The following is a 26,003-nucleotide window of genomic DNA, read 5'->3' as shown; positions in this document are numbered from 1 at the left end:
AGGAGGATCCCTGTGAGAACGGAACAAGCCGTTGCCGGCCCCGAAGGCCGGGCTGCGACGCTGGCGAGTCCTTTTTTGACTTTCACCGAGAGTGAAGAGTATTTCGTATTTGACGGAAGCAGCGGGGTAATGTCCCGAATCGGCGAGCTGGTTTACGATATTTTGAATCTCTCTCCCATTTACGACATTTACGGGGAAGAGGATCTGGTTAAGCTGAGAGAATTGCTAACCCCCAAATATGCGGAAGCAGAAATCGACGAGGCTGTCGGGGCGATTCAAGATTTTAACCGGCAGGGTTTTTTGGAACATAAACATAAAATCTACGAGCTGTTCGATGAAAAATACGAAAGCGCCCAAAACGGGTATTTCGGCGGTTGTTTATGGCTGAATTTGTCCCATGACTGCAACTTGAGATGTACCTACTGTTTCGGCAACGGCGGCGATTACGGGCACAGCCGCATGCTGATGACCCGGGAAACCGCCAAGGCGTGCATCGATTATTGGTACGCTCATTTGAATAGAGACCAAAAGCTGTTTGATGTCGCTTTTTTCGGTGGGGAACCTTTGATGAATCAGGAGGTTCTTTTTTTCGCAGTCGAATACATCAACCAGTTGATGTCCGGTCATAGCGGCCGGGTGCGGTACAACATTACGACCAACGGAACGATCCTGAATGACAAGCTGCTGCGGTTGTTCAAGGACAACGACTTTCTTGTGAGCATCAGCATCGACGGCATCGAGAAGATACATAACAGGAACCGGCCCTTCGCCAGCGGGCGGGGCAGCTTTGGTCGCATTCTGCAAAATATAGCGGAGCTCAAACGCGAGTTCTCGCCGCTATCCTCGCAGATTACGGTCCGCAAGCGGGACATCCCCTTTTTGACGCCATCGGTGGAGATGCTGTGGGAGGCCGGGGTCAACCGGGTGCATTCCAATTTGGTGTTTCATGAGGACGAAATCTACGAATATGAAGATTTTGCCGAATATGAGCAGCAGATCGGCAGGCTCGCGGCGATGACCTTCGCCAATATTATGGACGACAAGCCTTATACCTATCATGGCTTAGTCAGACTTGCGGGCAGGATTCATAAGAAGAAGTTCTCCGATTCCTGCTTCCTTTGGCAGAACGGGGCCTTTATATTCACGCCGGAAGGGGATGCGTATCGATGTTACAGGTACATCGGCAATCCCGAGTACAAACTGGGAAGCATCCAAGATTCCGGGTTGGCGCTGCTGGATAACCGCTTCAAAAAGGAACGCGTTTCCAAGTGCTCCGCATGCTGGGCCCAGCTTTACTGCGGGGACGGCTGCGCTTACGAGAACGAGATTTACACCGGCGATCCGGAAGTCCCGGCCGAAGCCTGGTGTGCCAAAACGAAAATTATGTTGAAACAGAGTTTGAAGTTCTACGCCCGCATGCAGGTGGAATGTCCCGAAAAAGCCAAGCAATATTTCAATTGGAGCTGATCGCCATGCATGATCCGAAATATTTTCCTTTTACGACGGACGGGCAATATTATCTGTACGATACAGACACGGGGATGGTTTACGGCGCCAACAGACTGGTTCACGACGCCGTGCGGCTGATGAACACGGGCCTGGATGAGGGGGCGACGAGGAGCGTACTCGCTGCGGAAGGGGATGATCTCCGGGAAATCGAAGAATGCCTTGGCGTGCTGTCTCAGCTGTCCGCGACCGGCACCGCGCCGGCAGCGCCGCGAAGCCTTCAGGTGCGGAAGCCCAAGCGCGTGAGCAAGGATGACTGGTTTGCCGGGAAGGCGCTGACGAAACTGTGGCTGTCCCTAACCGAGGGCTGCAATATGCAGTGCGCGTATTGTTTCGGCGGCTACGGGCTGCGGAACAAAGTGATGATGTCGGAGGAGACCGCGAAAGCGTGCATTGACTATTTTTTCAAATACGCGGCACGGCAAGCGGATAAGTATAATGTGAATTTTTTTGGCGGAGAGCCGCTGCTCAACAAGAAGACGTTTCTTTATGCCGTCGACTACATCAACGGGAAGGCCCGGGAGGCGGGGAAGAGCATTCATTACATCATTACCACCAACGGGACCCTTCTGGACGAGGATATTTTGCGGGCGCTGGCAGAAAACCGGATGTACGTCAACATCAGCATCGACGGGGGAGAATATACGCATAACTTGCACCGCAGGTTCGGCAGCGGCGGCGGGACATTCCGGACCATCGCGAAAAATTTGGCGGCCATTCGCGGCCGGGGATATCACAATCTGATCGCCAGAATGACGTTGACGAAACAGGGCGTATACTCCCTGAGGGAGGATGTCGAGTTCCTTTGGCGGATGGGGTTTAATCATGTTTTTGTCGACCCGGTCAAATCCGACTCGCCCGAGCTTGCGCTCGATCCGTCTTCGCTGCGGGAGTTGCGGAGACAGTTCGACGGGTTGCTGGAGCAGATGAAGGAAGAAGAGCGCCAAGGGAACTCGAAAATTATCCGCTCGATTACCGATCTGTACGAGTCGATCGACAACAGGTCGCTGAAAGGTGAATGCACCTATTTCAATGCGTTCTCTCTGCAGTTCACGCCGGAAGGGGAAGTATACAAGTGCAGTTTTACGGAGCGGCAGGCAGAGGAGCGTGCCGGAAACGTAAGGGACGGTATTGATTGGGAAAGGTTCCAGCGGAAATATGCGCCCGAGGAGAAATGCCTTGGCTGCTGGGCCAGACGGTTGTGCGGAGGCGGCTGTTATTTGGACCGGGACGATCCCGTGATGTGCGAGTACGCGAAGTTGATCACGGAATATGGTCTGAAATATTATTCGTTCAAGAAAAAACGCAAGGTTCAGCTTAAGGAGGGGTAACGGATGTCTTATTATATGCTGGCGTTGCTATACACCTACAATTGCTGTGCGTCCTGCGACATATGCACTTATTACTGCGCTCCGAAGCGGGAAGAGAAGATGGAACTGGAGGAGGCGATGCGCTACGTCCGGGAAGGCAAGGAGCTGGGCATGCGAATGCTGGGTGTGGCCGGCGGAGAGCCGCTGCTCTACCTGGACGAAATTCTCGAGCTCTCCAGCTACGCTAATGGCCTGGGCATGAATATCACCTTGACCAGCAATGGCTATTGGGGGAGTTCCTTCGACCGGGCTTATGTCATCTTGGATGCGCTGCGAAACGTCGGGGTCAGACATATCAAGATCAGCTCCGACGAGTTCCACGGCCGGTACATTCCTTACGAGAATATCGCCAATGTGTTGAATGCGGCCAAGGAGCTGCAAGTGAAGATCGTGCTCGGCTGCACCTCGTTGAAGAACAGTTCCCGTCTGAAAGGGCTGCTGGAGCATATTCAGGATGCCGCCACCGGGGTGATCCTGATGGAACAGACCTGCTATCCGATCGGCCGCGCGCGGGAGATGTTCAGGAAAGAGGATTTTATCCGCGAAAACCGGGCCATGACTTCCTGCCGGGACAGCGGCATGCTGATCGTCACTCCGGAGGGGAACGTCTACCCCTGCGGGTCCATGTGTTCGAACGTTCCCGGCCGGCTCACGGGTTCGCTCGCCGAGCAATCCATGGCTTCGCTCATCGAACGGGCGGAACAGGACCGGCATAACCGTTTTATCCGCAAGCACGGCGTCCAGCCCTACTACGATTACATCAAAGAGCATAACATACCGATTCCTCTGGAAGAGAATCTGGTGGATACTTGCCACGCCTGCTACGAACTGTTTCGGGATGAACGCTGGCTGCCCGAGCTGGACAAAGTGGTGGAACGGCTGGAATCGGCCTATGGAGCCGCAAGGGGATGAATATGAATTTTCGGCTGATAGAGCAGACCGGCCTGAACCAGGTCGGCGTTGAAGTGGAGGGGCGAGCATTCCGGCACGAAAGCGGGATGACCCTCCTGCTGTTTCATGACAGCCATAGCACCGAAATCGCCGTAAATATAACGGTGGGGACTCCGGCCATCGATCACAAGGGAGCCTCCCATATCGTCGAGCATTGCATTGCCGCCGAGCCTCCCGAGGGGCTGCGGGGGCTCCGGCGGTATGCCGCCACCTATCAGGATAAAACCAGTTACGAGTTTATTCTGAAGCAGGGGGAGCTCGAGCAAATCCGGCTCGTATTGAAAGGCATCTTCACCCCCGCTTTTAAGGCCGACAAAGCGATCTTTCTACGCGAGGGATGGCGGGCCGAAGAGCATCAAGGACGCCGGTTTGTTCGGGGCGTCGTGCTGAACGAGGTGAGGGACTTGCTATCGTCCCCGATTTATCGGCTGATTCAGCTAGCTCCTTTTACGCTATACCCTAATTCGGTGCATGGTAATATCGCCGGCGGGTTACCCGCGGAAATCGTCAAGGTGACTTATGAAGAAGTGGTCGGGTATCACGAGACGTATTACGTCCCTGAACGGTGCTGCATGTATATCTACGGCAACCTGGATTACGACGGGGTATTGGAAGCGGTAGACCGCTTTTTCACGGAAGGTTTTCGGCACGCCGCCAACGCCTCCGCTGTCTCCGCCGTCTCCAGCGTATCCGACCCGGTCTCTTGCCGGCCGATTCCATATTATGAAGGCCGCTATCCGGCCGTCCACGAATCCGTAAGCGGGCATGATTTTATCGGCGTCAATTACCCGTTGGTCAAGCCCCAAACCCAGGGGGAGTACAATGCTTACTACTGGCTGGAAAGGCGATTGACCGAAGCGGCGACGGACGACTTGGCGGCCGATTGTCCCGGCAAGATATGCAAAGCAGTCTTCAAAAACTCGCTGCTCCGCCCCTATCTTGCGCTCATGTACGGTTTCTGTCCGGGCGAGGCCCGCGAGGAGGCCGTCCGATATTCATCCGCGCTGCTCGATCGCATCGGCCCGGAGGCGGGACGCACGGACATCCCCAATTACATCGCCCGGCTAATCGACCGGGGCAGAGGCCGGGCCGGCTTGCTAAAGCTGGGACATTATCTCATGGAGGCGCATTTCGGCGGGTTGCCCGCCTTCGCTTACATCCGGGAAAGCGCGGAGCGGACGGACCGCCAACGCTGGAGCGCGCTTTTCGAAACGCAGTTTCGCGCTTCCCGCTGTGCGGTCGTCTGCCTTAAACCGGGTCGGGATGCCCATGGCGGCGAAACTGCTGCCACCGAGCCGCCGGCTGCCGCCGCTACGGTTTCGCCGAGCAGTGTTCCCGCCCCCGCGGATGCCGCTCCGCAACCCCTGCGAACCGTCGCTCCCCCGTTTCCTTTGTCCGTCCAATTTCCCTCCTGCCTTTCAAATGAACCCCCTGAGCGTCCGCCGGAATGCGAGCCAATGGTCATAGCCGGAATTGCCGGCTACATGTATACCCAACTGGAAGGAGGACATTATGGTCATCTTTATTTTGAGATCAGCGACTTAAAGGCCGGTCAATGGGCGTGGGCCACTATTTTGGCGCGCTCGATGAACCTGTGGTTATCCGCTCACGGTTTCGGGGAAGAAATCCGGGTAAGCTGCACCACCTGCCAGGACGAGGAACGAGCGAAAGCAAGGTCCTTTCTGCGGGTGAGCCTTTCCGGAGACTCGCTGAGCCGGTTCGACCGGTTGTTGCACGAATGCCGCCGCATGATGGACTCCCCCTCCCTACTGGCGGACGGCCTGCGGCTGGAAAGAGAGCTGAGTATCATGAAAGCCAACCTGGACCTTACCCTGATGACCGATGTCAGAAGTTTAATCCTGCTGCGGGCCTTATCGTACACGTCCGGCTGCAGCCATCAAAAAGACGCGCTAAGGGGCATTGCGTTCTACCGCAGCCTTTCCGCCTTATTGCGGGAGGCCGGCGGACCGTATTTGATCGCCCGGCGTCTCGCCGAAATCGCAGCCGTAGTCTTCACCCGTTCCCGGCTCATTGTCAGCGTGTATACGCGCGATCTACGGAGCGTTTTGCAACCGATCGAGCGGATGGTGCGCTCCCTCGATCCAGGTTGTGCCTGGCCCTCGGGAATGGAGTTTAAGGCGCTGCACGGACGGCGCGAGGGCTTTATTTCCGCCAGTCCCACCCAACAAATGGTGTTGTGCTCGGACCTGACGGGAAGCGGCCTGAAGGCTTCGCCGCGACTAAAAGCTTTATGCGGACTAGTTAATGATCATTACCTTCTTCCTGTATTGCGTCAACGATTGGACGTGTACGCTTGCGAAATGAGCGTCATCGAGAATCACCTGCTCCTCGCCGCCATGAAGGCCCCCCATCTGGAGCCGACCCTGGAGGCGTTTCGCAGTACGGGGAAGTATATACGGACGAACCTAGCGGCAATCAGGAACGCCCTGACGGATTACGCCCGGCTCCATCACGGAAGGACACAGCCTATGCGAAGCACACCTTGGAATGACCTGGAGACCGTAAAACAGTTAACTTCCCCGGGGAACCGGGAGGAGCGATCGTCCGCCTTCGCAGGAAGAGCGGATGACACCGCCGAAGAGGAAGAACTTCTCCGGGTTGCAGATCTGGCGGACAAGGTGGCCGAAGCTGGAAGCTATTGTATAATTGGAAATAGCAAGGAGGTAAAAAATAACAGCCGCTTGTTCTCGTCGATCGACGAGCTGCTGATCCCATAGGGACGGGCAAGGTAGGCATTTTGGTACAAGGGTAGGGTGTCTATGAAAAAAATACTGCTGGTGGAGGACGATCTGAGTCTGATCGAGGGTTTGCGTTATTTTCTGGAGAAGCAAGGGTACGAGGTAACCGTGACTCGCGGGGTGGCCGAAGCGGAAGCGTGTATCGCGGCTGGTTCGTTTGACATGGTGTTACTCGATGTTATGCTGCCGGATGGCAGCGGCTTCGAATTGTGTCGCGAAATTCGGAGAATTTCGGAGGTGCCGGTTATATTTTTGACGGCTTTGGACGAGGAAGCCAATGTCGTGATGGGGCTCGATCTCGGCGGAGACGACTATATGACCAAACCGCTGAAACTGAATGAGCTGATCTCGCGAATGAATGCGGCCTGGCGGCGCTCCGGGCCGGGCTCCGAGCCTCCGTCGGAACAGGAAGCTATCTTGAAAAGCAACGGAATCACGGTCAAGCTGCTGGAGGGGCGCGCGATCAAGGACGGAACCGACCTGGACCTGACGGCGGCTGAGTACCGCCTGCTCTGCCTGTTTATGCGCAACCCGAAGCTCGTGTTGACCAGGGAGCAGATGATGGAGAGGCTGTGGGGCAGCCGCGACAGCTACGTGGACGACAACACCCTGGCAGTTTATATCAGCAGGCTGCGCGAGAAGATCGAGGATGACCCGAAGAATCCGGAATTTTTAACTACGATCAGGGGGATGGGATACCGATGGAATGTCATGAAGTAAAGGAACGGCCATGGACGTACTGAACAACAAAGGCGTCAAGCCGGTGCTGCTGACGTTGGTGCTGGTGTGGGCAGCGGGTTTGCTGGCGGGACAATGGCTGGTTTACGGTCAGTCCACCGGGATTCAGCGGGTATTTACGGAGCGGGACGCCGAACTGGCCGGGCGGATCACGCGGGCTTATCCCGGCTTGACCGGCGCGGAAATCGCATCGCTGTTCACCGCAGCGGCGGGGGCGGAGGATGCCGAGGCCGGGAGGGCGATTCTCGCGGACGCCCGCTACACGGCTGGCACGCCGATGCGGCTGTTTCCGGCCGTCTGGTCATCATACCGCCTTCATGCGCTCGGAGCCGGCCTGACCTGGGCGATTGCCGGCGTGCTCGCCATGCTTGCGGTGCTGCGTTTTCTCCAGCGTTTGTACCGGACGATCGACCGGTATCAGGAAGAAGTGCACCGCATCATGAACGGGGGAAGGTCGACCCGGATCGACGATACCCAGGAGGGGAGCTTGTCCAGGTTGGCCGGGGCGATCAACACGATGATAGCCTCCCTCCAGACCCATCTTTATAAGGAACAGCAGAGCCGCTTGTTCTTGAAAGACACGATGACGCATATTTCCCATCAGCTCAAGACCCCGCTGTCCGCGCTGTTTATGTACAACGAAATCATGCAGGGAGAATTGGTGGACAATCCCACGGTGATCCGGTTTCTCGACAAAAGCGGACAGGAATTGGAGCGGATGCAGCGGTTGATTGCGAATTTGTTGAAAATGGCCCGGCTGGACGCTCGTATTATTGAGCTGCAAATGCGGGCGGTCCGGTTAAACGAGCTGATCTGCAGGGCGGCGGGCAGCCTGGAGACCCGGCTGGAGCGAGAGCGGAAGCGGCTCGATCTTGAAAGTGCCGGACAGGTCACCTATACCTGCGATCCCGAGTGGTTACTGGAGGCCGTCAGCAATCTGTTGACCAATGCGATCGACCATTCCGCCCCGGGCGGCGTAATCACCGCGCGCCTTGCCGAAACGCCGCTGCTGGTGGAGATCGAGGTAGCCGACCGCGGAGAAGGGGTGCATCCTGATGACGCCAATTTTCTGTTCAAGCCGTTTTATCGCAGCCGTTTTTCGCAGGACAAGCAGGGCATCGGCATCGGTCTTAGTCTGGCCAAGACGATCATCGAGATGCACGGCGGATTTATTTCACTGGACAGTAAGCCCGGACAAGGCGCGAAATTTACGATCCATCTCCCGAAGCTTACGAATTTGTAAGCGGAATTTCATCGGCCGGTAAGCTCCCGCGTTTAACATGATGGGGCAGGCGCAAGTTCTTATCTTAACCAATCATAGACCGGGGGATAGCCATGATGGAAATTTTAAAAGCAAACGGGTTAAGTAAAACGTACGGTCAAGGGGAAACCCGTGTCGAAGCGCTCAAAAACGCTTCGTTCTCGATCAACAAGGGGGAGTTTGTATCCATTGTCGGGCCGTCCGGATCGGGAAAGAGCACGCTCCTGAACTTGCTGGGGGCGCTTGATTTCCCCAGCGCGGGGAGCGTGGTTCTGGACGGCAGGGAAGTGTTCCGGATGAAGGAGAAGGAGCTTTCCGTCTTTCGCAGACGCAATATCGGGTTCGTGTTCCAGGCGTTTAACCTCGTACCCGAGTTAAACGTGGAGGAGAACATGACGCTGCCGCTGCTGCTGGACCACAAGAAGCCCGATGCCGATTATTTGACGGAACTTCTCAACCTGCTGGGGCTCGCCGAACGCAGGCATCACTTGCCCAGCCAGCTCTCGGGCGGACAGCAGCAGCGGGTGGCGATCGGCCGGGCTTTGGCGGCGAAGCCGAAGATCATTTTGGCCGACGAACCGACGGGAAATCTCGATACAAGAAACAGCAAGGATGTCATCAAGCTGATGAGGTTGTCGGTGGAGCGGTACAACCAGACGCTGGTGATGATTACGCATAACCCGGGCTTCGCCTCCGTCGCCGACCGGGTGCTGAACGTGGAGGATGGCATCGTGACCGAACTGGGGGGCGATAGCCAATGAAGAGCTATTTGGGGCTGGTGCGAAAGTACTTATCGGCGCACCCGCGAAAAACCCGGCTGACGGTGGCGAGCGTGGCCATCTCGGTCGCGCTGGTGACGGGGATTTTTTCCATGCTCGATGTGGCGCTGAAATTCGAAAAAACCCAGGTGATTCATGACTTCGGCAACTATCATTTGGGGATCGAGGCACCCACGGCTAAGGAGATTGAGGGCGTATCGGCCCGGCTCGACGTGGAGCGAACGGGAAGATGGTTCGGGCTGAAGGAGGGAACGGTGAAAGGGGTGGACAGCGAATTCGGAGCGATTGACGAACAGTTCGCCGAAAATATGAATGTCCGCCTGCTGGAAGGTCGCTTTCCGGTCAAGCCCAATGAGATCATGATCGAACAGTGGGCGTCCGATCCGCTGTTTCTGAATGCTGGGCTGAACGACAAGGTACAGGTGGCCCTGTCCGGCCTGAAGGAAACGGAATTCTTGGTGAGCGGGGTTTATCGTGACCTTAGCAGCCGCAAGGCTTCGGGCTCGCCCGGGGTCCTGTTGTCCGCCGCGGCGGCGGAGACCATCGCTGGCGGAGAGAAGAAAGTGACCCTGCTGGTCGAATTCAAGGATGGGGTCAATGTGAACAACGCCGCCAAAGATATCATACACCGCCTCGGTATTCCCAAGGATCGGGTCGGATTTAACACGCGGCTGCTGGCGGTAACCGGCCAGGGCGGCAGCGATATGGTCATGAGTTTGTACGCCACCGGCGCGGTTTTGTTCTTTATTGTACTGATCGCCGGGGTTGTCATGATCTACAATATCTTCAATATTTCGGTCATGGACCGCGTGCGGCAGTTCGGTCTTCTAAGATGTATCGGGGCGTCGGCGTCCCAGATCCGTAAGCTGGTCCGGCGGGAGGGGCTGAGGATCACGCTGATGGCCATTCCGCTCGGGGTGCTGGCCGGGATGCTCATTACATTTGCGTGTTCGGCGATATTGAAGTTCTATAATGACGAGCTGTTCGCGGACATCCCGCTGTTCAGCGTAAGCGTATTGGGGATCGCCGCCGGGGTGGTCGTCGGTTTCCTGACGGTCTACATCGCTTCCCTGCTGCCGGCCCGAAAGGCATCCCGCATTTCCCCCGTCAACGCCGTGACCGGAAGCGAGGAATTCAAACCGCGCAAACGCCGGAAACGGGGTCTGCTGACACGGATGTTCCGCGCGGAGTTGGCGCTGGGGGTCAATAATGTCATGATGAAGAAAAAGACACTGGTATTAATGGCTTCTTCCATCGCCATCAGCATCGTGTTGTTCCTGGGTTTTCAGGTTTTGGTTGATTTTATGCATACGAGCATAAAGACGACCAAACCTTACACGCCGGATATTTCCCTAACGGCCAAGGAAGGCGTGATCGGCAAAGAGACGTATGACGCTTTGACGGACATGGACGGGATCAAGCATGTCTACGGGCGGATGATGGGGTATGCGGAAGCGGATTTCGATAACCGAAAACCGACGGAGGGCCCCCAGAGATCGTGGCTCATTTCCTACGATCAAACCCAGTTGAGCTGGGCCAGGGACGATCTTGTCGACGGGGTGTTGTCGGAAGCGAAAATGGACGAAGAGAACGGCGTCATTGCAGTGGTATCCATATTCAGCAAAAACCGAAAAACCGAGGCGTTAAATCTCAAGGTTGGAGATGAAGTCAAAATAAACACGCCGCAAGGGGTTCAGTCATTAAAGGTGACGGGCGTGCTGCGGACGGTTCCGTTCAGTTCGTCCGAAACCGTGTCGGCCGCGTTCATAACCACGGAGAAGCAGTTTCCGAAGCTGACCGGACAGTCCGGGTACAGGGCGATCGATGTCCAACTGAACGGGCGGGAGGAGACTCGGACCGTGGATAAGATCAAAAGGCTGGTAACGCCGGATGTGGAGTACCTGGACAGCCGGCAGCGAAACGCCGAGAACGATCAGACATTCATGACGATGGCCGTGTTTATTTACGGATTCGTTGCGGTGATCGGCCTAATCAGCGTGTTGAACATTGTGAATACCATGAATACAAGCGTGGCCCAAAAAATACGTTATTTCGGCGTAATGCGGGCGGTGGGTATGTCCGGCGGGCAATTGAGCCGGATGGTGCTCACGGAGGCGGCCGTCTACTCGCTGTCCGGGACCTTGGCGGGTCTGGTGCTCGGCGTGCTGCTGCAGAGGGCGTTAATTCACGGCGTGTTATCCGATCTTCATTTGATTTGGAGATTCCCTGCAGGGCAAATGTTACTGATCTTCTTCATTATCCTGGGTGTCACGGTGTTGTCGGTGATCGGGCCGTTAAAGCGTATTAAGCAAATGAGCGTTTCCGAAGTGGTAAGTTCATTATAACGAACAGGCTCCCCCGTTATTACAGACGGGCGAGCCTGTTCGTCGTTTGCGGATTCCCGGATAAACGGATGCCGGATGTGAAATTCGTGTATACTAAGGGTATATACGTATATAGGAAGTTCTTGGATTGTACGAATATAAAACATCCGGGCTTAAAGGACAAGCCGGTTTGAGGTGAAATTATTTGAATTTGATTACAGAGGCAGAGCTGCTCGCATTTATGCGGGAGACGGCGTATAAACCGATGACCTATCAGGAGTTGGAGGAGCATTTTCAGATTACGGATGCTTCCGAGTTCAAGGAATTCCTGAAGATGCTGAATCGGCTCGAGCAGGAAGGGCAAATCATCCTGACCCGGACGAACCGCTACGGCGTGCCGGAGCGGATGGATCTGGTCCGGGGACGGCTTCAGGCCCACGCGAAAGGCTTCGCGTTCCTGATCCCCGATGACCGGGAGCATCCCGACGTTTATATTCACGCAAACGATTTGAAGAGCGCGATGAACGGCGATACGGTCCTGGTGCGGATCAGTTCCAAGAGCGCGGGCGGCGGCAAGCTCGAGGGCGAGGTTGTGCGGATCGTAAAACGGGCGATCACCCAGGTGGTCGGGGTGTTCCAGCACAACGAGACCTACGGGTTCGTGATTCCGGACGACAAGCGGATCAACCGGGACATCTTTGTGCCGCAGGAGGCTTTTGGCGGCGCCGTGGACGGGGAGAAGGTCGTCGCCCGGATCGTTAATTATCCGGAAGGCCGCTCCGCCGCGGAGGGTGAAGTCATCGAGATCCTCGGGCATAAGGATGACCCGGGCGTCGATATTTTGTCGATCATCCGCAAGCACCAACTGCCGGAGGCGTTCCCCGACGAAGTTATGACGGAGGCGCAGCAGGCGCCCGACGTGATCGAGGAGGCGGAAATCGCCAAGCAGGGGCGGCGCGATCTTCGCGACAAAATCATCGTGACGATCGACGGCGAAGACGCCAAGGATCTCGATGACGCGGTCAACGTGGAGCGGCTGCCGAACGGGCATATCCGGCTGGGCGTCCATATCGCGGACGTCGGCTACTATGTGCGCGAAGGCTCCAAGCTGGACCAGGAGGCGTACAACCGCGGCTGCAGCGTGTATCTGGTCGACCGGGTCATTCCGATGCTGCCGCACCGGCTGTCGAACGGTATCTGTTCGCTGAATCCGAAGGTGGACCGGTTTACGCTGTCTTGCGAAATGGAATTCAACGACCAGATGAAGGTCGTGAAGCATGATATTTTTACGAGCGTGATTCGCACGACGGAGCGGATGACCTATACCAATGTGCGCAAAATCCTCCAAGAAGAGGATCCCGAAGTAACGGAGCGTTACAGCCATCTGGTTGAGACGTTCCAGCTTATGCGCGAGCTGGCCTTGAAGCTGCGGGCCAACCGGATGCGCCGGGGCGCCGTCGACTTCGACTTTGAAGAGTCGAAGGTCATCGTGGACGAAAACGGCAAGCCGGTCGATATCGTGAAGCGTGAGCGTTCGATCGCGGAGCAGATTATCGAGGAGTTCATGCTGGCGGCGAACGAAACGGTGGCGGAGCATTTTCACTGGTTGAAGGTGCCGTTCATCTACCGGATTCACGAAGATCCCGACCAGGAGAAGCTGATGAACTTTATGGCTTTCGTAGCCAACTTCGGCTATGCCGTCAAGGGCGGAAAAGGCAATAAGGTGCATCCTCGCGCCCTGCAGACGCTGCTGGAGGATATCCACGGCACGAAGGAGCAGACGGTCATCAGCACGATGATGCTTCGTTCCATGAAACAGGCGAAGTACGATGCCGAGAGCACTGGCCACTTCGGCCTGGCGGCGGAGTTCTACACGCATTTCACGTCGCCGATCCGCCGGTACCCGGACCTTGTGATCCACCGGATCATCCGGGAGGTCATCGAACACGGCGGAGCCCTGCCGGAGCAGCGGATGGAGTATCTCGCCAGCCGCATGCAGGAAATCGCGCAGCAATCGTCGGAGCGGGAGCGGGTGGCCGTGGAGGCCGAGCGGGATACGGAACAGCTCAAAAAAGCGGAGTTCATGCTGGATAAGGTCGGGGAAGAATTCCCCGGTATTATCAGCAGCGTAACGAGCTTCGGGATGTTCATCGAGCTGGAGAACACGGTTGAGGGACTCATCCGTCTCAGCACGATGACGGATGATTATTACCACTTCCATGAGCAGCATATGGCCTTGATCGGCGAGCGGACGTCGCGGATCTTCCGGATCGGCGACGAGGTGAAAATCCGCGTAGCCCGCGTCAATATGGACGACCACACGATCGACTTCGAGTTGGTCGACATGAAGCCGCGCCGCCGGGAAGGCGGAAACGGCGGCGCCGGGTTTGAGGGCGCGGCCGGGCGCGGCGGCAAGCGGGGCAAGGGCAAGGGCGGCGGCGGTGCCGGTGCCGGCAAGCCCGGGAAAGGCGCCGCGATGGTGGCGGCGCCTGGAGGCGGCGGCAAACGCGGCAAGCGCGCCGCCCGCGGCGGAAGCGACACGGCCGAGGGCGGCGGGGCCGCTCCGGCCGTGAGCTTCGGGTTTGGCTCCGGCAAGGGCGGCTACGCCGCCGGGCCGGCCTCGCTGAGCCGCGACTCCGGAGGCTATCGCTCCTCAGGAGAAGGCAGCGGCTCAGGATCGGGCTCGCGGCGCAAAAAGACGTCCGCGAGCGGCATCTTCATCGGCGCGGGCGGCGCTGGCGCCGACGAGGGCGGAGCGTCCCCGCGCAAGAAGCGGGGCGGCAAAGGAAAGAGCAAGGGCAGCGGTAACGGAACCGCGGCATTCGTCCGCAAGAAGAAAAAGTAAGGCAAACACGGGCCGGGGACTCCGTCATCATTGCGGAGCCTCCGGCCTTTGATGTATCACAGGTTTTTATCCCTCCCCGTATCTTCAGATTTTCTTTAGATCTATCCCCGTAAAATCCTTAGATTTTTTCGTTACTATTTTTTCAACCAGAAACAAAACGAAGAGAAAACAGGATCAGGTATAATGGGGTGTAGTCGTTGTATACACCTGTCGTAAAAAGGATACGCTTTAACTGAACCGCGGCGGGATCCAAAGGAGGTACCGTATCATGAACACCGTACTTGTCGTAGACGACGATTCAGAGATTCGGGATGTCATCCACGTATATTTGCGAAATGAAGGATACCATGTCATAGAGGCTGCGGATGGCCTGAAAGCGCTGGATGTCATTAAAAAAACGCCCGTTCATCTGGTCATCCTCGACGTCATGATGCCGCGAATGGATGGGATTAAGGCGTGCATTCAAATTAGGGAAATCTCGAACACTCCCATTATCATGCTATCGGCCAAGGAAGAGGATATGGACAAAATTACAGGTCTTATGACCGGAGCGGACGATTACATGATAAAACCCTTTAACCCGTTGGAATTGATCGCTCGAGTAAAAGCGCAATTTCGGCGGCAGTCCTTAATGGGAAAAGAAGAATTCAATTCTCTTATCATTATCAAAGATTTGATCATTGATAAGGCCAAGCATTCCGTTACTTTAAAAGGAAACCACATATCACTGACCCCGTTGGAGTTCTCCATTCTGGAGTTGCTGGCAAGCCACCCCGGCCAGGTATTTAGCTCCGAAAAGATTTACGAAAGCGTGTGGAGAGAGCCGTATGGATATTCGGACAATACAGTAATGGTTCACATTCGTAATTTGCGGGAGAAAATAGAAGAATCTCCAAGGGACCCGAATTACATCAAAACAGTCTGGGGAGTGGGCTATAAAATTGACTGAGCGGCCTTTAAAACAAAGAAGAAAAAAGAGCATCCGGTTACATATCTTATCCCACTTCGTGTTAAGTTTCCTGATTGCGATTTTGACCACATCCACAGTATCCAGGGTTTTCTTCATGCTCGATCGTGAAAAATATTATACATGCCCTATCTTATGACTCCGCTGTTTATCGCCATCTTTATTTTATCTTTCTATAATATTGACCCGGCGAATGGTCAAAGATTTGGTTACTTTAGAGCGGGGTCACGGGCATTTTCCCATGACTTGCGTACGCCGCTTACAAGTATTATCGGCTATATAGAGCTCTTAAGAACCAACTCGTTCCGAAATGAAGAGGAATATACGCGGTTTGTTCAAAACACTTATAACAAGGCGGTTCATCTAAAAAAATGCTCGATGATCTGTTTGAATATACCCGGCTTACTTCGGTCGAAACCTGGTTGGATCTGAAGAAGATCGATATATCCCAGCTTCTCGATCAATTGCTTTTTGAGTTTGAACCGATCGCTCAAGAAAGCAGCATCCATATTATCGAGTTGCATGGCGGAACCTTAACCCTCCATCATACAAACAACCTATTTAAATTTACACTTACTTTGCCGCTCGAAGGAGCCCTGGCATCGGCCAACCCGGTCTGGGACCCGTGATATTATGCAAGTTTCCGCTTGTGATATATATCTGTTTGTCCACATTTGGATGGACACTTTCTCGATTTGTCCTCGAGGGAGAGACCGTGATGGACTGTTCGTACTAGAAGAAGATGGCTAACCGCATCTTACAAAAAAACATGGGTGCTCGCTTTTCGAGAGTGATCACCCATGTTTTTTATTTGGGGCTTTAGCCAGTTGAGCTCGCGAGGCGTGCGAAAGAAAAAACACCTGCTATGCGGGTGGTGTAGTGATGCTTATAGCAAAAACCACCTGGTCGTTATAATACGAGTGTTCAAGCTACGATGTATACCGAAAGGAAAAGGTGGCTTAATGGCTAATGGAAGTGATATGTCACATACAAAGAGGCGCCTAGTGTGCTTGCTTCCAAGCTTCCAGCTCCAAAAAGATGCAAATCTGCAGGTATTTAAGCCGATCCCCGAGGGGAAAACGAAAAAAGATGCAAATCTGCAGGAATTTGGAAATTTTGAGTCCAAACAGGAAAAAAGCATGCAGATATGCAGGAATTCTATGTTACCAAGGTTGTCTGACAGGGCACTAGTGATAATCGCCCCCCCTTCAGGGGGAGGCAAAAGCGGCAACGGCATAGTAGCTTGAACGTAGTGAAAGCTAGCGCCTTTAGACGCGAGCCGGTAATAATGGCTTATAGTCTTAGAGCAAACCACCCGTTCTCACGGGTAGTTTTGATTTTAACCTATGCTTAGGCTCCCTGCGGAGAGGACTCGCCGATGGCAACCGCCGGGGCGGGACTTTCGGTTTCCAATTGGGCCAGGCGCTTCAGGAGTTTTTTGAGCATGACGGAGGCCTTGACCTGCAGGGGGAGGCTGTCGGCGACATGGATGTCATAGGCTCCGCTGGCGATGGCCTGCTTAAGTTCAGCTACGCTGCCGCACGGATGGTTTAGTTCGTTGAACACGCTGCCGTACTGCAGGCACTGGTGGGTGTCGCTGCCCGCGGTCACCGGCTTGCCGAGTGCGGCCGCAAAACGCTCGACCCGCTCGCGGTTGGCCTCGCTGCCGTATTCGTACATGTCCTTGGCGTTCAGGTCGAAGGCGTCAAGGCGCCGGAGTTCGGCGGGATCCAAGTGATGAAGCGGCGTGGATGCGCGGAACGGATGCGCCCCGATTTTGAGCAGCGGATAGGCCTCGGCTAAGGTCAGAAGGTCGGCAAAAGGGATGAAGCGGCCTTTTTCCGTGTAGGTCTCGAGGTGTCGCCGGGCTTCCAAAATATGCTCTTTACGCCCGATCAGCAGGATGTGGCCGGTCTCGCGGATATCCACTTCCATTCCGGGGAAGATTTTCAGGGAGCCGGCTTCATAATACTCCCCGTTGTAAGGGTACATCCGATCCAGATTTTCGTAGACCTCGAAAAAACGGCGTGTGTTGAAATGTTCGGTCAAGGCTACGGCGTCCAGCCCGTTCGCTACCGCTTCGCGGATCATTTCTTCGTAATAGGCGGTTGAGAAATCGCTCGCCTTGGACAGTTTGGCGTGAGTATGCAGGTCGATTCGCATGAATTAACACTCCTTAGGTGAGGTTGATTAGTTTTTTTGTCTCTGCTGCTTTCGGGGTCCGATTTGCTCGGGTTGCCTTTTGGAACAAGTATTCTTTAGGGCGATTTTTTCCCTGATAGGGGTCTTGCGGGCACTGGCGTTACACTAAATCTGATATGGTGTGCTGCCTTATTCGCAATCTTTTTTAACGGCAGCTATAATAGCGGCGTTTTGGATTGCTATTTCGTCCAGATTCGCTTTTTGGGGAAAAATAGCGGCTAAAAAGGGACCTATTTCCCTAGTGCGAGCTCAAAAATCCGGTTTTTCCCAACTTTCTCTAATATAAGGCACTGGCGTTGCATTAAATTGACATGGTGTTGCCGACCCCGCGATCTCACTTGCCGCCCGTTATAATAGCGGCGTTTTGGGCTGCTATTTCGCCCAAATTCGCTTTTTCGTGGAAAATAGCGGCTAAAAAGGGCCTTATTTCTCTGGTGCGAGCCCAAAAATCGGTTTTCGGCCCACTTTTCCCTAAAATAAGGCCCCAAATGACCGCTATTTCTCATCGAAGAGCCAAATTCGACAAAATAGCGCCGCAAATGGCCCTTATTTACTCGCCCGGCTTCAAAGAGAGGCGGTTATGAGCCGCTATTTTGTTTTCAAAGTCCTGGATGGCCAGGATAACGGTCTTTTCGGCCGTTATTGGGCAGGTCAGGCCGAGAGCCGGACCTGGTACGGGCCAAGGGTCTGAGATAGGGACTGGGACACGGGCCTGGCCAGGGACACGGCCAAGGGTCCGGGTTAGCCCCCTCTGGCCTACCCGAACCAGAACAGCACCGTCACGTACGCGGCCGAGCCGGACAGGAACAGCACGTCCCGGGTTTGGAAACGGAGGTGCGAGAGCTTCAGTTTTTTGGCGGCCGGGTTTTTGAGGCCGTAGGAGAAGCCGCGCGTCTCCAGGGCTTCCACGGTGGTGCGGGACCGCTTGGCGGTGGCCAGCATCAGCGGGAAGAAGGCGTAGACCAGCAGCTTCAAATAGTAGGCACCCTTGCGCCAGTACAGCAGCCCCGGGTGTTCGGGGGCTTTGCCGCGCAGCCGGTAGGACAGCAGCACGTTGCGGAACTCCTCGAACAGCACGGGCAGAATCCGGTAGCCATAGGACAGGCTGAACGAAAAGGCGGCGGGGACGCCGAGCGCGAGCAGGCCGTCGCTGATTTTTTCCGGGTCCATGCCGGAGAAGACGGTGATGCTGGCCAGGGACACGACCGACAACTTGAGCGTCAGCTTCAGCAGCGGCAGGGCGGAGGAGATATCTCCGCCAAAAAACAGCGAGATCACAAACAGCCAGCCCACCTGCCCGATCAGGCCGAGGCAGAGGACGAAGATGATGAACGGCGTGACGCGCGACAGGATCGTCGTGACGACCATAAACAGGCACATGCCGGCCAGGACGAGCAGACTGTTGACGAACCAAGGTACGATGGCGAAAAAAAGGTACCAGATCAGCAGTCCCCGCGGATCGAGCCGGGACAGGGAGGCATGGCCGCTGCCGTACGCCGTGTTCATCAGTTCGAGCTGGATCCGGTCCAGCGACAGCTTGTTAAACCAGTTGCGGACGAGCTCCATGGGAAGGGGCCTCCTTTTCTGCGAGTATGCGGTGCAAGCGGTCCGCCAGCTCTTGCGGTGCGGCGCACGGCGGCCGAAGCCCGAGCCCGGCCGAGAGCTCCATGCTCTGCGTCGGGGCCAGGCCGGCGCGGCGGATCAGCTCGGGGTCGGCGAACACCTCGGCCGCTGTCCCGTCGGCCGCCACGCGTCCCTCGTGCAGGACGATGACGCGCGTGGCCCAACCGGCGACGAGCTGCATGTCATGCGTGGCGATGAGGACGGTGCGCACATGCCGCTCCAGCTCCCGCAGCGTGCCGAGCAGCTCCTCGCGGGTGGCCAGGTCGAGGTTGGCCGTCGGCTCGTCGAGCAGCATCACCGCGGGGCGGACGGCCGCGCCGATCGCGAGCGAGACGCGGCGCTGCTGCCCGCCGCTGAGCAGGCGGGCGTCGCGGTCCTGCAGCTCTTCCAGGCGGAAGCTGCGGAGCATGGTTTCCACGGTGGCCCCGGCGTCGGGGTAACCGCGTTTTTTGAGGCAGTACGCGACTTCTTTGCGTACGCTGTCTTCAATAAACATGTCTTCGGGATTCTGAAAGACGAAGGCGACATGTTTGGACAGTTCCTCGACGGACGTGCTGCGCGTGTCGAGGCCAAGGACATCGACGGAGCCGCCGGACGGCCTGGCGATCCCCGCGATTAGGCGCAGCAGGGAGGATTTGCCGGCGCCGTTGTTGCCGACCAGCGCGACGCGTTCGCCCTCGGCGATGTCCAGGGTCAGGCCGCGAAGAACGGTGTGCTCCGCTTTGCGGAGCGTCCGGTAGTTGAGCGCGGCCTGGCTCAGGCGGATCACCGCCGCGGGCGGGCGCTGGTCCGGTTTGGGCTCGGCGGGCCCGCCGACGGGATTGCGGGCCGTGGGGGCCGCGCTGATCGCGTCGCGTACGACGGTGGCATCGATCGCATCGATCGCATCAGCCGCATCGGCCGCATCGATGGTGCCGATAGCCCCGAATGTGCCTGCTTCTGTCGACCCGATATCCCGGGTATCCCCGGTTGCGCGGCTCCTATCGTCCGCTTCGCCTATCGGCCCCTCCAGCAGGCCGCCGAAATGGCGCAGCGCCTCTCCGGTGGTCACCGGGTAGAGGGGCTGCGCGGCCGTGCCCCGCAGCGCCGCCAACCGGGCCGCGGCCTGGGTCGCCTCAGGCGGCTGGATGCCGAGGCGCGCCAGATCGTCGAGGCGGTTGAGCGCCTCGGCGACCGGCAGCTTCCACAGCACGCGGCCCTGCTCCATCAGGCAGACGTCCCGGCAGTAATCGGCGATAAACTCCGTATGATGCTCGATGACGATGACCGTCTTGCCGTGGATGCGGTTAAGCCGCCGCAGCACTTCATAGACCTGGCGCGCATGCCGGGGATCGAGCTGGGACACCGGCTCGTCGACGACGAGGATGTCCGGCTCGAGCGCCAGGGCGCCGGCCAGGGCGAGGAGATGTTTCTGCCCGCCGCTGAGCTCCCAGATGAAGCGGGAGGCCAGCGGGGCGAGGCCGCACAGATCCAGCGCGCGGAGGGCCCGCTCCCGGTAATCCGGGAGCCCGTAATTCAGCGGCGCGAAGCAGGCCTCGTCCAGCACGGTGGGCCGGACGAGCTGGTTCTCGAAGTCCTGGTAGACATAGCCGACTTTGCGGGAGAGCTCGGCGACGCTTTGGCCTTGGGACGGGACGCCGCCCAACTTCACTTCCCCCTCGAAATCTCCCGAGTAATAATGCGGGATCAGCCCGTTAAACAGCTTGCACAGCGTCGATTTGCCGCAGCCGTTGCCGCCGATGATGGCGGTGAAGCTGCCGGGGGCGACGCTCAAGTTCGCTCCGTTCAGCACCGGCTGCTCGGAGCCGGGATAGGTAAACGACACGCCGATGATTTCAATGGCCGGGGATTCGGTTTTTTCGGGCATGGCGCTTGCCGGAAGAGACCGATGTTCATTAGGCATGAGGCACGCCTCCGGTGTCGCCGGCTTGGGCGGCGGCGCGGGCTTTTTTGGCGCGCATCGCCAGGAGTACGATGATCGCAACGACGGCCGCCGCGCCGATGCTCAGCCAGATCGCGCCGTCGCCCAGCTGTTCGGCGAAGCCGCTGTCCCACTCCCCGAAATTCCAGTCCGTTTCGGACAAGGATTCGGCGCCGAAGGCGACCAAAGCAAGCAGGGTGCCCGTCAGGACCAGCTTGGGTGACACGACACCGGCTGCTTCGTATCGGGTGCTTTTTTCGCGGGGCTTGATGCCGAGCAGGGGTTCTATTTTTCCATAGAGTCGGGGTACCAGATACAGCGTCGGAAGCAGGGCGAACAAAATCCCGGAAAACAGGACGTCATTCAGAAAACTTACGCCTTCCACGAGCACGACGCTCTCGGCCAGGCCGGGCACGGCTTCGAATTCTTCCACGCCGATCCAGACTTTGCCGATGTCGACCAGGCTGCTGCACAGCTGATGGATGATGACGCCCGTCATGGCGGCGATCCCGACCTGGGTGCGGTTTTGCGGATTGCGGACGATGCGGCCCGCGACGTACATGGCGAACGAGAAGGTGAGGAATTTCTCCAACTCGCCGAGGCCGCCGAACTGCCCGAGCATCAGCTCGCCGAAAATGACTTCGCCCAGCGCCGCGCCGACGGCCGCATAGAAAGGATGGAACAGCATGCACAGCGTCAACGGGATAAAAGCAAAGTATTCGACGGACAGCTCGATCGGACCCAGTTGCAGGGAAGGGATCAGCTCGGTGAACATGTTGGACAGGCCGTACAGGGACATGGACAGCACGAAGATCATCATTTTTTGCGATGAGGTCAGGGTGTAGAGCGACTTGCGGCTCATGGGGGTAACGCCTCCTTGGACTTGAATTTGTTCTTAAGTGTAGAGGAGGAGTATTAAAAGAATAGCGGCATTGTGTCAACGAGGTGTAATAATTTTTACATAGTGAAAACAGTGAAAAAAAACTTACATAACAAAGCTCTGCTAAGCTGGGGAAAGAACATGGAAAAAGAACGCGGAGAGGAATGAATCGTCATGAACCGAATCGCCATGGATTTGAATCGGAATCCCGGATTTCCCGATAAAAAGAAGTTTTCGCCCGGGCAGTTGAAAATCGCCGATTTCATCGAGCGCAACCCGGAAGAGGTGCTGTTTATGACGGAGCAGGAGATCGCCGACAGGCTGGGGACCAGCATTGCCACGGTTTCGCGGTTTTGGCGGGCGGCGGGCTACGAGAACGGCAAGGCGTTCAAGCTGAAGCTGCGCTCCGCTTTCGATACGACGCCGGCGCTGAAGTTGGAGACGACGATCTCGAAGCTCGACCCTTCCAGTCTGCCGTTAAAAATGCTGGAGCAGGCCACGATGCACTTGCGCGAAACGGCGGAAAAAACGGAGCCGGAAGAGCTTCAGCGCGCCGCCTCCTTAATGGCCGGGGCCCGGCGGATTTACGTCTATGCTCCCGGTCCTGCGGTGGCATTGGGCGAGCTCTTGTCCTACCGGCTGTCGCGTTTCGGCATGTCGGTGCGGATGATGGCGGCCAGCGGGCATGAGGTCCTGGAATCGCTCGCGCATGTGCAGCGGGACGATGTGGTGGTGCTGTTTCATTTTACGAGGTTGCTGCCCGAAACCGAGGTGATCCTGGACTGCGTGAAGCGGACCAACTGCTCCGCGGTCATGATTACGGACCGGGAGGAGTTTCGATACGGCGTGCCGGTGGAGGCGGCTTTTTACGTCAGCCGGGGGGAGATGGGAGAGTTCCACTCTATGGTAACCCCGCTGCTGCTGGTGGAGGAGATGATCCTGAGCATCGGCCTGCTGAACCGGGACAAGGTATTGTCCAAGTTGGAAGTTTTGGGCGAGCTGCGCAAGCGTTACGCCGATAAATTGCCGCGCGGGAAGGCTTGAGCCAGGTGTGCCGCGATCGGGTTGTCGGTTGGAGATTTCGGGAAGGGGCCCGGGTCTTGTGCCTGGTGTGAGCCGTCCGAATTATATTCTTTATTATGACCGAAGAAGCTTAGAAAGATGAATATCGTGCTGTACAAACCGGTGTTATAGGTGAGCTTCGCTTTTAGTCGGCAAGTCGGATCGGCCTGATGGTGTTCGCTTTGGCCGTCGCTCGGTTCCGAAAGCGGGATTTGCCCTTGTAAATCAAGGGCATTCCTTGATTTTAAGCGGCGGAGTTGCTACAATTAAAGTCTGGCACGATGATGCGATATCGTGAAAGGTTAATTATCGTTGAGGGATGATGAGGAGGATGAACCATGGCGAAGAAAAATGACGGCAAGGTGCTGGCCCAGAACAAAAAAGCTTCCCATGACTATTTCATCGAGGATACGTACGAAGCGGGCATGGTGCTGACCGGGACCGAGATCAAGTCGATCCGGAACGCCCGAGTGAACATCGGCGACGCGTTCGCGACGATCCGAAACGGCGAAATTCACATCCACAACATGCACATCAGCCCGTTTGAGCAAGGGAACCGACACAACCCGACCGATCCGACCCGGACGCGCAAGCTGTTGATGCACAAAGCGCAGATCAACAAGCTGCTGGGCTTGTCCAAGCAGGAAGGGTACTCGATCGTGCCGCTGAAGATCTACATCAAGAACGGCTACGCCAAGCTGCTCCTCGGCCTCGGTAAAGGGAAGAAGCAGTACGACAAGCGCGACGCCGCCGCCAAACGCGATGCCCAGCGCGACATTCAGCGCGTGCTGCGGGAGAAGCAGAAGGTGGCGCGGTAAGAGCAAGGCCGAAAGTGAGTGCGGGAGTATCGTCAGCGGAGTGTACTTTTGCCAGACATACCAGCAACTTATGAAGCAGAGTATTGCAGAGTATGATATACTAATTGATGTAAACAGCGTATTGCTGTTTATATAATAAGTAAGGAAATACCGTCATTAAATGATGACGGAAGCAAGGTTTGGTTTTATGTTTTATTGCTCCTTTGCTTGAAGCTGACCGATTGAACCGGGACGGCGGACCGCAGGACTTTTTATTGCGGGGGCGTTTTTGGATTCGACGGGGGTAGATCGAGCATGGGTAGCGGGTAGTGGGGACGCGTCCGCTTTATCAACGCTAAAGCCAATTAAACGGCAAACAAAACAACAACTTAGCTTTCGCAGCTTAATAACCTGCGTGCTAGCTCTATCTCTGCATCGCCCATGTGCCGGGAATAGGGCCCAACTTTAGTGGGATACGCTGTCTAGTCTCCGCCTGCGGCTAGCTGAAGAAGACAATCAGGCTGACCCGAAGGGAATCCGGTGACGGGGAGTCTCTAGGGTGACATCAAAACTGTCACTACACCCGTAGAAGCCTATGTGGCGTTGCCTTCGGACAGGGGTTCGACTCCCCTCGCCTCCATATGTAGCACGCAAAAAGCGACCGATTAAGGTCGCTTTTTTGTGTTTCAAGTGTAAATAATACTACTATTTTTTCAATCCACAGATATTTATCTGACATAATAAGAATAACAGAATAACAAAAAACTTCAATAGTAGTATTATTTATATTTACACTTTACTTTCGATGAAGTAAGATAAAGTAATAAAATTCCAATTAAAAGGGAGAGTGAGTGCATGGCCTCGAATTATTTCGAAAGTGAATTTGATTGGTTTTTACCGACTCCGCCTAAAAAAATTCTCTCAATTACTATACCGGATGAAAAGAATTTTAACTTAAACGCAAAATTATGCGAGAGTATTCCCAAGTTCATCAAGATAGGAGTAAACTCAGACGGGACCATGCTTGGTTTACTAGAGGATATAAAGGGGTTCGGTGTCCCCAAAAATGGGAGAATTAAAGCTGAGAGCTTAATTGAAAGAATTACAGAACGAGGCATCCGTCTACCCGCAAGGTACTTAGTCGAGAATATGGATGGTATTTGGATAGCTAAGTTAGTACCGCCGACCCCTATTCCAGCCATCCCCAAGAAAACACCAAAAAAGCCAAGACTTAACGGGCTTAAAGCAATGCTTCCAAAGAAGGAATTGATGCGATGAGGAGTATTACTGAAGAGGATGTTGTTAAATCTTATTTGCCTGATGTGATACAAATGTGCAAAAACTCCTATAAAGGAATGGAGATGGAGGACTGTTTGATGGAAGGCAAAATCGCACTTTTAGACGCAATCCGAACTTATAAAACTCAGTATGGGTGCTTTAAAGATTACATGTTTCAGCGGTTTAGTGTTATCATGAAGCAAAAAAACAAGGAGGCTTGGGCTGTAAAGAAACTAGAGTCGCTTTTCTCGTTGGACGCTGGGCAAGTAGACGATAATACTACATTTGTACTATCACGATATGTAGGAACTCCTCCGCTAGACGACACAATTATTGATGTCAAACAATTTATAGAAGGCTTATCTTCAATTGAGAAATGTACTCTTATCCATTTAATAGAGGGATACAATATTTCAAAATTGTCGAATTTACTTCAGCTCCCTATACATGAGATTCAATTCGTAATAGAGGCTCTTCAAAATAAGGCAGCAGCTTATTTTTCCGTATCGATTTCTTGATGTGAACGGGGATCTTGCAGATGAGGTGGAACGAGGACGTTGAAATATCTTAGTCAGTATGCTGAGGCCTGACGGTTGCATTTTGTTTCATGGATATTATACATACTAGGCTATATAGAACGGATTTAAGATTAAAACCTAATTAATAGGCGATCCATAGTTTCCATCGGATGCTTTATTGGTTCGCTTTATAAACTGGCTGATATGAAGCTTAATCTTATA

The 26,003-nt window shown here is 55.5% G+C and carries 20 protein-coding genes and 1 other RNA gene; 17 read left to right on the top strand and 4 right to left on the bottom strand.

Features of this window, described 5'->3' with window-relative positions; all coding sequences use genetic code 11:
• The first annotated feature begins 12 nt into the window (after positions 1–12).
• The 12 genes from LBW89_RS04530 (at position 13) to LBW89_RS04475 (ending at position 16,129) form a co-directional block, all read left to right on the top strand.
• Entirely contained in the window at positions 13–1,467 is a 1,455-nt protein-coding gene (locus LBW89_RS04530; RefSeq protein WP_225038629.1) for a radical SAM/SPASM domain-containing protein, read from the top strand.
• Positions 1,468–1,472: 5 nt separating this feature from the next.
• Positions 1,473–2,837, top strand: a complete 1,365-nt coding sequence (locus LBW89_RS04525; protein ID WP_225038628.1) for a radical SAM/SPASM domain-containing protein — start codon at positions 1,473–1,475, stop codon at positions 2,835–2,837.
• 3 nt (positions 2,838–2,840) lie between these two features.
• The gene (locus LBW89_RS04520) at positions 2,841–3,788 is read left to right on the top strand and encodes a radical SAM protein (protein WP_148454761.1); all 948 of its coding nucleotides are present in this window, start codon (positions 2,841–2,843) and stop codon (positions 3,786–3,788) included.
• On the top strand, positions 3,785–6,565 hold the full coding sequence (locus LBW89_RS04515) for an insulinase family protein (RefSeq protein WP_148454763.1): 2,781 nt from the start codon (positions 3,785–3,787) through the stop codon (positions 6,563–6,565). Before LBW89_RS04520 ends, LBW89_RS04515 begins: the two co-directional genes overlap by 4 nt.
• A 42-nt stretch (positions 6,566–6,607) precedes the next feature.
• On the top strand, positions 6,608–7,306 hold the full coding sequence (locus LBW89_RS04510) for a response regulator transcription factor (protein ID WP_148454765.1): 699 nt from the start codon (positions 6,608–6,610) through the stop codon (positions 7,304–7,306).
• A 10-nt stretch (positions 7,307–7,316) separates the two neighbouring features.
• A complete protein-coding gene (locus LBW89_RS04505) occupies positions 7,317–8,567 on the top strand; it encodes a sensor histidine kinase (protein ID WP_225038627.1) in 1,251 nt (416 codons plus the stop codon).
• Positions 8,568–8,662: 95 nt separating this feature from the next.
• A complete protein-coding gene (locus LBW89_RS04500) occupies positions 8,663–9,346 on the top strand; it encodes an ABC transporter ATP-binding protein (RefSeq protein WP_148455853.1) in 684 nt (227 codons plus the stop codon).
• Entirely contained in the window at positions 9,343–11,709 is a 2,367-nt protein-coding gene (locus tag LBW89_RS04495; protein ID WP_148454769.1) for an ABC transporter permease, read from the top strand. The genes LBW89_RS04500 and LBW89_RS04495 overlap by 4 nt, the downstream gene beginning before the upstream one ends.
• 190 nt (positions 11,710–11,899) lie before the next feature.
• Positions 11,900–14,533: a ribonuclease R gene (gene rnr, locus LBW89_RS04490; protein ID WP_225038680.1), complete on the top strand. Its 2,634-nt coding sequence runs from the start codon at positions 11,900–11,902 to the stop codon at positions 14,531–14,533.
• Between the two features lie 268 nt (positions 14,534–14,801).
• Positions 14,802–15,482 (top strand): response regulator transcription factor, encoded by a 681-nt coding sequence (locus LBW89_RS04485; protein ID WP_225038626.1) that lies wholly within the window; start codon positions 14,802–14,804, stop codon positions 15,480–15,482.
• Between the two features lie 141 nt (positions 15,483–15,623).
• The gene (locus LBW89_RS04480; protein ID WP_318249339.1) at positions 15,624–15,932 is read left to right on the top strand and encodes a histidine kinase dimerization/phospho-acceptor domain-containing protein; all 309 of its coding nucleotides are present in this window, start codon (positions 15,624–15,626) and stop codon (positions 15,930–15,932) included.
• Positions 15,872–16,129: a hypothetical protein gene (locus tag LBW89_RS04475; protein WP_225038683.1), complete on the top strand. Its 258-nt coding sequence runs from the start codon at positions 15,872–15,874 to the stop codon at positions 16,127–16,129. Before LBW89_RS04480 ends, LBW89_RS04475 begins: the two co-directional genes overlap by 61 nt.
• Positions 16,130–16,850: 721 nt before the next feature.
• On the opposite strand, the gene LBW89_RS04470 is transcribed toward LBW89_RS04475, so the two are convergent.
• From LBW89_RS04470 to LBW89_RS04455, 4 genes are all read right to left on the bottom strand, one after another.
• Positions 16,851–17,663: a PHP domain-containing protein gene (locus tag LBW89_RS04470; RefSeq protein ID WP_225038625.1), complete on the bottom strand. Its 813-nt coding sequence runs from the start codon at positions 17,661–17,663 to the stop codon at positions 16,851–16,853.
• Between the two features lie 795 nt (positions 17,664–18,458).
• On the bottom strand, positions 18,459–19,268 hold the full coding sequence (locus LBW89_RS04465; protein ID WP_225038624.1) for an energy-coupling factor transporter transmembrane component T family protein: 810 nt from the start codon (positions 19,266–19,268) through the stop codon (positions 18,459–18,461).
• Entirely contained in the window at positions 19,243–21,228 is a 1,986-nt protein-coding gene (locus LBW89_RS04460; RefSeq protein WP_412066989.1) for an ABC transporter ATP-binding protein, read from the bottom strand. Before LBW89_RS04460 ends, LBW89_RS04465 begins: the two co-directional genes overlap by 26 nt.
• Positions 21,221–22,108 (bottom strand): cell division protein FtsQ, encoded by an 888-nt coding sequence (locus tag LBW89_RS04455; protein WP_225038623.1) that lies wholly within the window; start codon positions 22,106–22,108, stop codon positions 21,221–21,223. Before LBW89_RS04455 ends, LBW89_RS04460 begins: the two co-directional genes overlap by 8 nt.
• 192 nt (positions 22,109–22,300) lie before the next feature.
• Here LBW89_RS04455 and LBW89_RS04450 point away from each other — a divergent pair, with 192 nt between their 5' ends.
• The 5 genes from LBW89_RS04450 (at position 22,301) to LBW89_RS04430 (ending at position 25,781) form a co-directional block, all read left to right on the top strand.
• Complete coding sequence (locus LBW89_RS04450) at positions 22,301–23,170, top strand: MurR/RpiR family transcriptional regulator (protein WP_225038622.1); 870 nt, start codon at positions 22,301–22,303, stop codon at positions 23,168–23,170.
• Between the two features lie 356 nt (positions 23,171–23,526).
• Positions 23,527–24,006 carry an SsrA-binding protein SmpB gene (gene smpB, locus LBW89_RS04445; RefSeq protein ID WP_148454783.1) on the top strand — a complete coding sequence of 160 codons (480 nt, stop codon included), beginning with the start codon at positions 23,527–23,529 and terminating at the stop codon, positions 24,004–24,006.
• Between the two features lie 258 nt (positions 24,007–24,264).
• Positions 24,265–24,628: a transfer-messenger RNA gene (gene ssrA, locus LBW89_RS04440) on the top strand.
• Positions 24,629–24,840: 212 nt separating this feature from the next.
• Complete coding sequence (locus LBW89_RS04435; RefSeq protein ID WP_225038621.1) at positions 24,841–25,263, top strand: hypothetical protein; 423 nt, start codon at positions 24,841–24,843, stop codon at positions 25,261–25,263.
• Positions 25,260–25,781: an RNA polymerase subunit sigma-70 gene (locus LBW89_RS04430; RefSeq protein WP_225038620.1), complete on the top strand. Its 522-nt coding sequence runs from the start codon at positions 25,260–25,262 to the stop codon at positions 25,779–25,781. The genes LBW89_RS04435 and LBW89_RS04430 overlap by 4 nt, the downstream gene beginning before the upstream one ends.
• The last annotated feature ends 222 nt before the right edge of the window (positions 25,782–26,003 follow it).

It is taken from the genome of Paenibacillus sp. alder61, assembly GCF_020179875.1.
Classification (GTDB): Bacteria; Bacillota; Bacilli; order Paenibacillales; family Paenibacillaceae; genus Fontibacillus; species Fontibacillus faecis.
The sequence above is the reverse complement of the archived record's forward strand: the minus strand, read 5'-3'. Positions and strand labels throughout refer to the sequence as shown.

Coding starts and splice junctions, on each gene's coding strand:
- LBW89_RS04525 (WP_225038628.1), top strand. CDS start 1,473: ATGCATGATCCGAAATATTTTCCTTTTACGACGGACGGGCAATATTAT.
- LBW89_RS04520 (WP_148454761.1), top strand. CDS start 2,841: ATGTCTTATTATATGCTGGCGTTGCTATACACCTACAATTGCTGTGCG.
- LBW89_RS04515 (WP_148454763.1), top strand. CDS start 3,785: ATGAATATGAATTTTCGGCTGATAGAGCAGACCGGCCTGAACCAGGTC.
- LBW89_RS04510 (WP_148454765.1), top strand. CDS start 6,608: ATGAAAAAAATACTGCTGGTGGAGGACGATCTGAGTCTGATCGAGGGT.
- LBW89_RS04505 (WP_225038627.1), top strand. CDS start 7,317: ATGGACGTACTGAACAACAAAGGCGTCAAGCCGGTGCTGCTGACGTTG.
- LBW89_RS04500 (WP_148455853.1), top strand. CDS start 8,663: ATGGAAATTTTAAAAGCAAACGGGTTAAGTAAAACGTACGGTCAAGGG.
- LBW89_RS04495 (WP_148454769.1), top strand. CDS start 9,343: ATGAAGAGCTATTTGGGGCTGGTGCGAAAGTACTTATCGGCGCACCCG.
- LBW89_RS04485 (WP_225038626.1), top strand. CDS start 14,802: ATGAACACCGTACTTGTCGTAGACGACGATTCAGAGATTCGGGATGTC.
- LBW89_RS04480 (WP_318249339.1), top strand. CDS start 15,624: ATGCCCTATCTTATGACTCCGCTGTTTATCGCCATCTTTATTTTATCT.
- LBW89_RS04475 (WP_225038683.1), top strand. CDS start 15,872: ATGCTCGATGATCTGTTTGAATATACCCGGCTTACTTCGGTCGAAACC.
- LBW89_RS04470 (WP_225038625.1), bottom strand. CDS start 17,663: ATGCGAATCGACCTGCATACTCACGCCAAACTGTCCAAGGCGAGCGAT.
- LBW89_RS04465 (WP_225038624.1), bottom strand. CDS start 19,268: ATGGAGCTCGTCCGCAACTGGTTTAACAAGCTGTCGCTGGACCGGATC.
- LBW89_RS04460 (WP_412066989.1), bottom strand. CDS start 21,228: ATGCCTAATGAACATCGGTCTCTTCCGGCAAGCGCCATGCCCGAAAAA.
- LBW89_RS04455 (WP_225038623.1), bottom strand. CDS start 22,108: ATGAGCCGCAAGTCGCTCTACACCCTGACCTCATCGCAAAAAATGATG.
- LBW89_RS04450 (WP_225038622.1), top strand. CDS start 22,301: ATGAACCGAATCGCCATGGATTTGAATCGGAATCCCGGATTTCCCGAT.
- smpB (WP_148454783.1), top strand. CDS start 23,527: ATGGCGAAGAAAAATGACGGCAAGGTGCTGGCCCAGAACAAAAAAGCT.
- LBW89_RS04435 (WP_225038621.1), top strand. CDS start 24,841: ATGGCCTCGAATTATTTCGAAAGTGAATTTGATTGGTTTTTACCGACT.
- LBW89_RS04430 (WP_225038620.1), top strand. CDS start 25,260: ATGAGGAGTATTACTGAAGAGGATGTTGTTAAATCTTATTTGCCTGAT.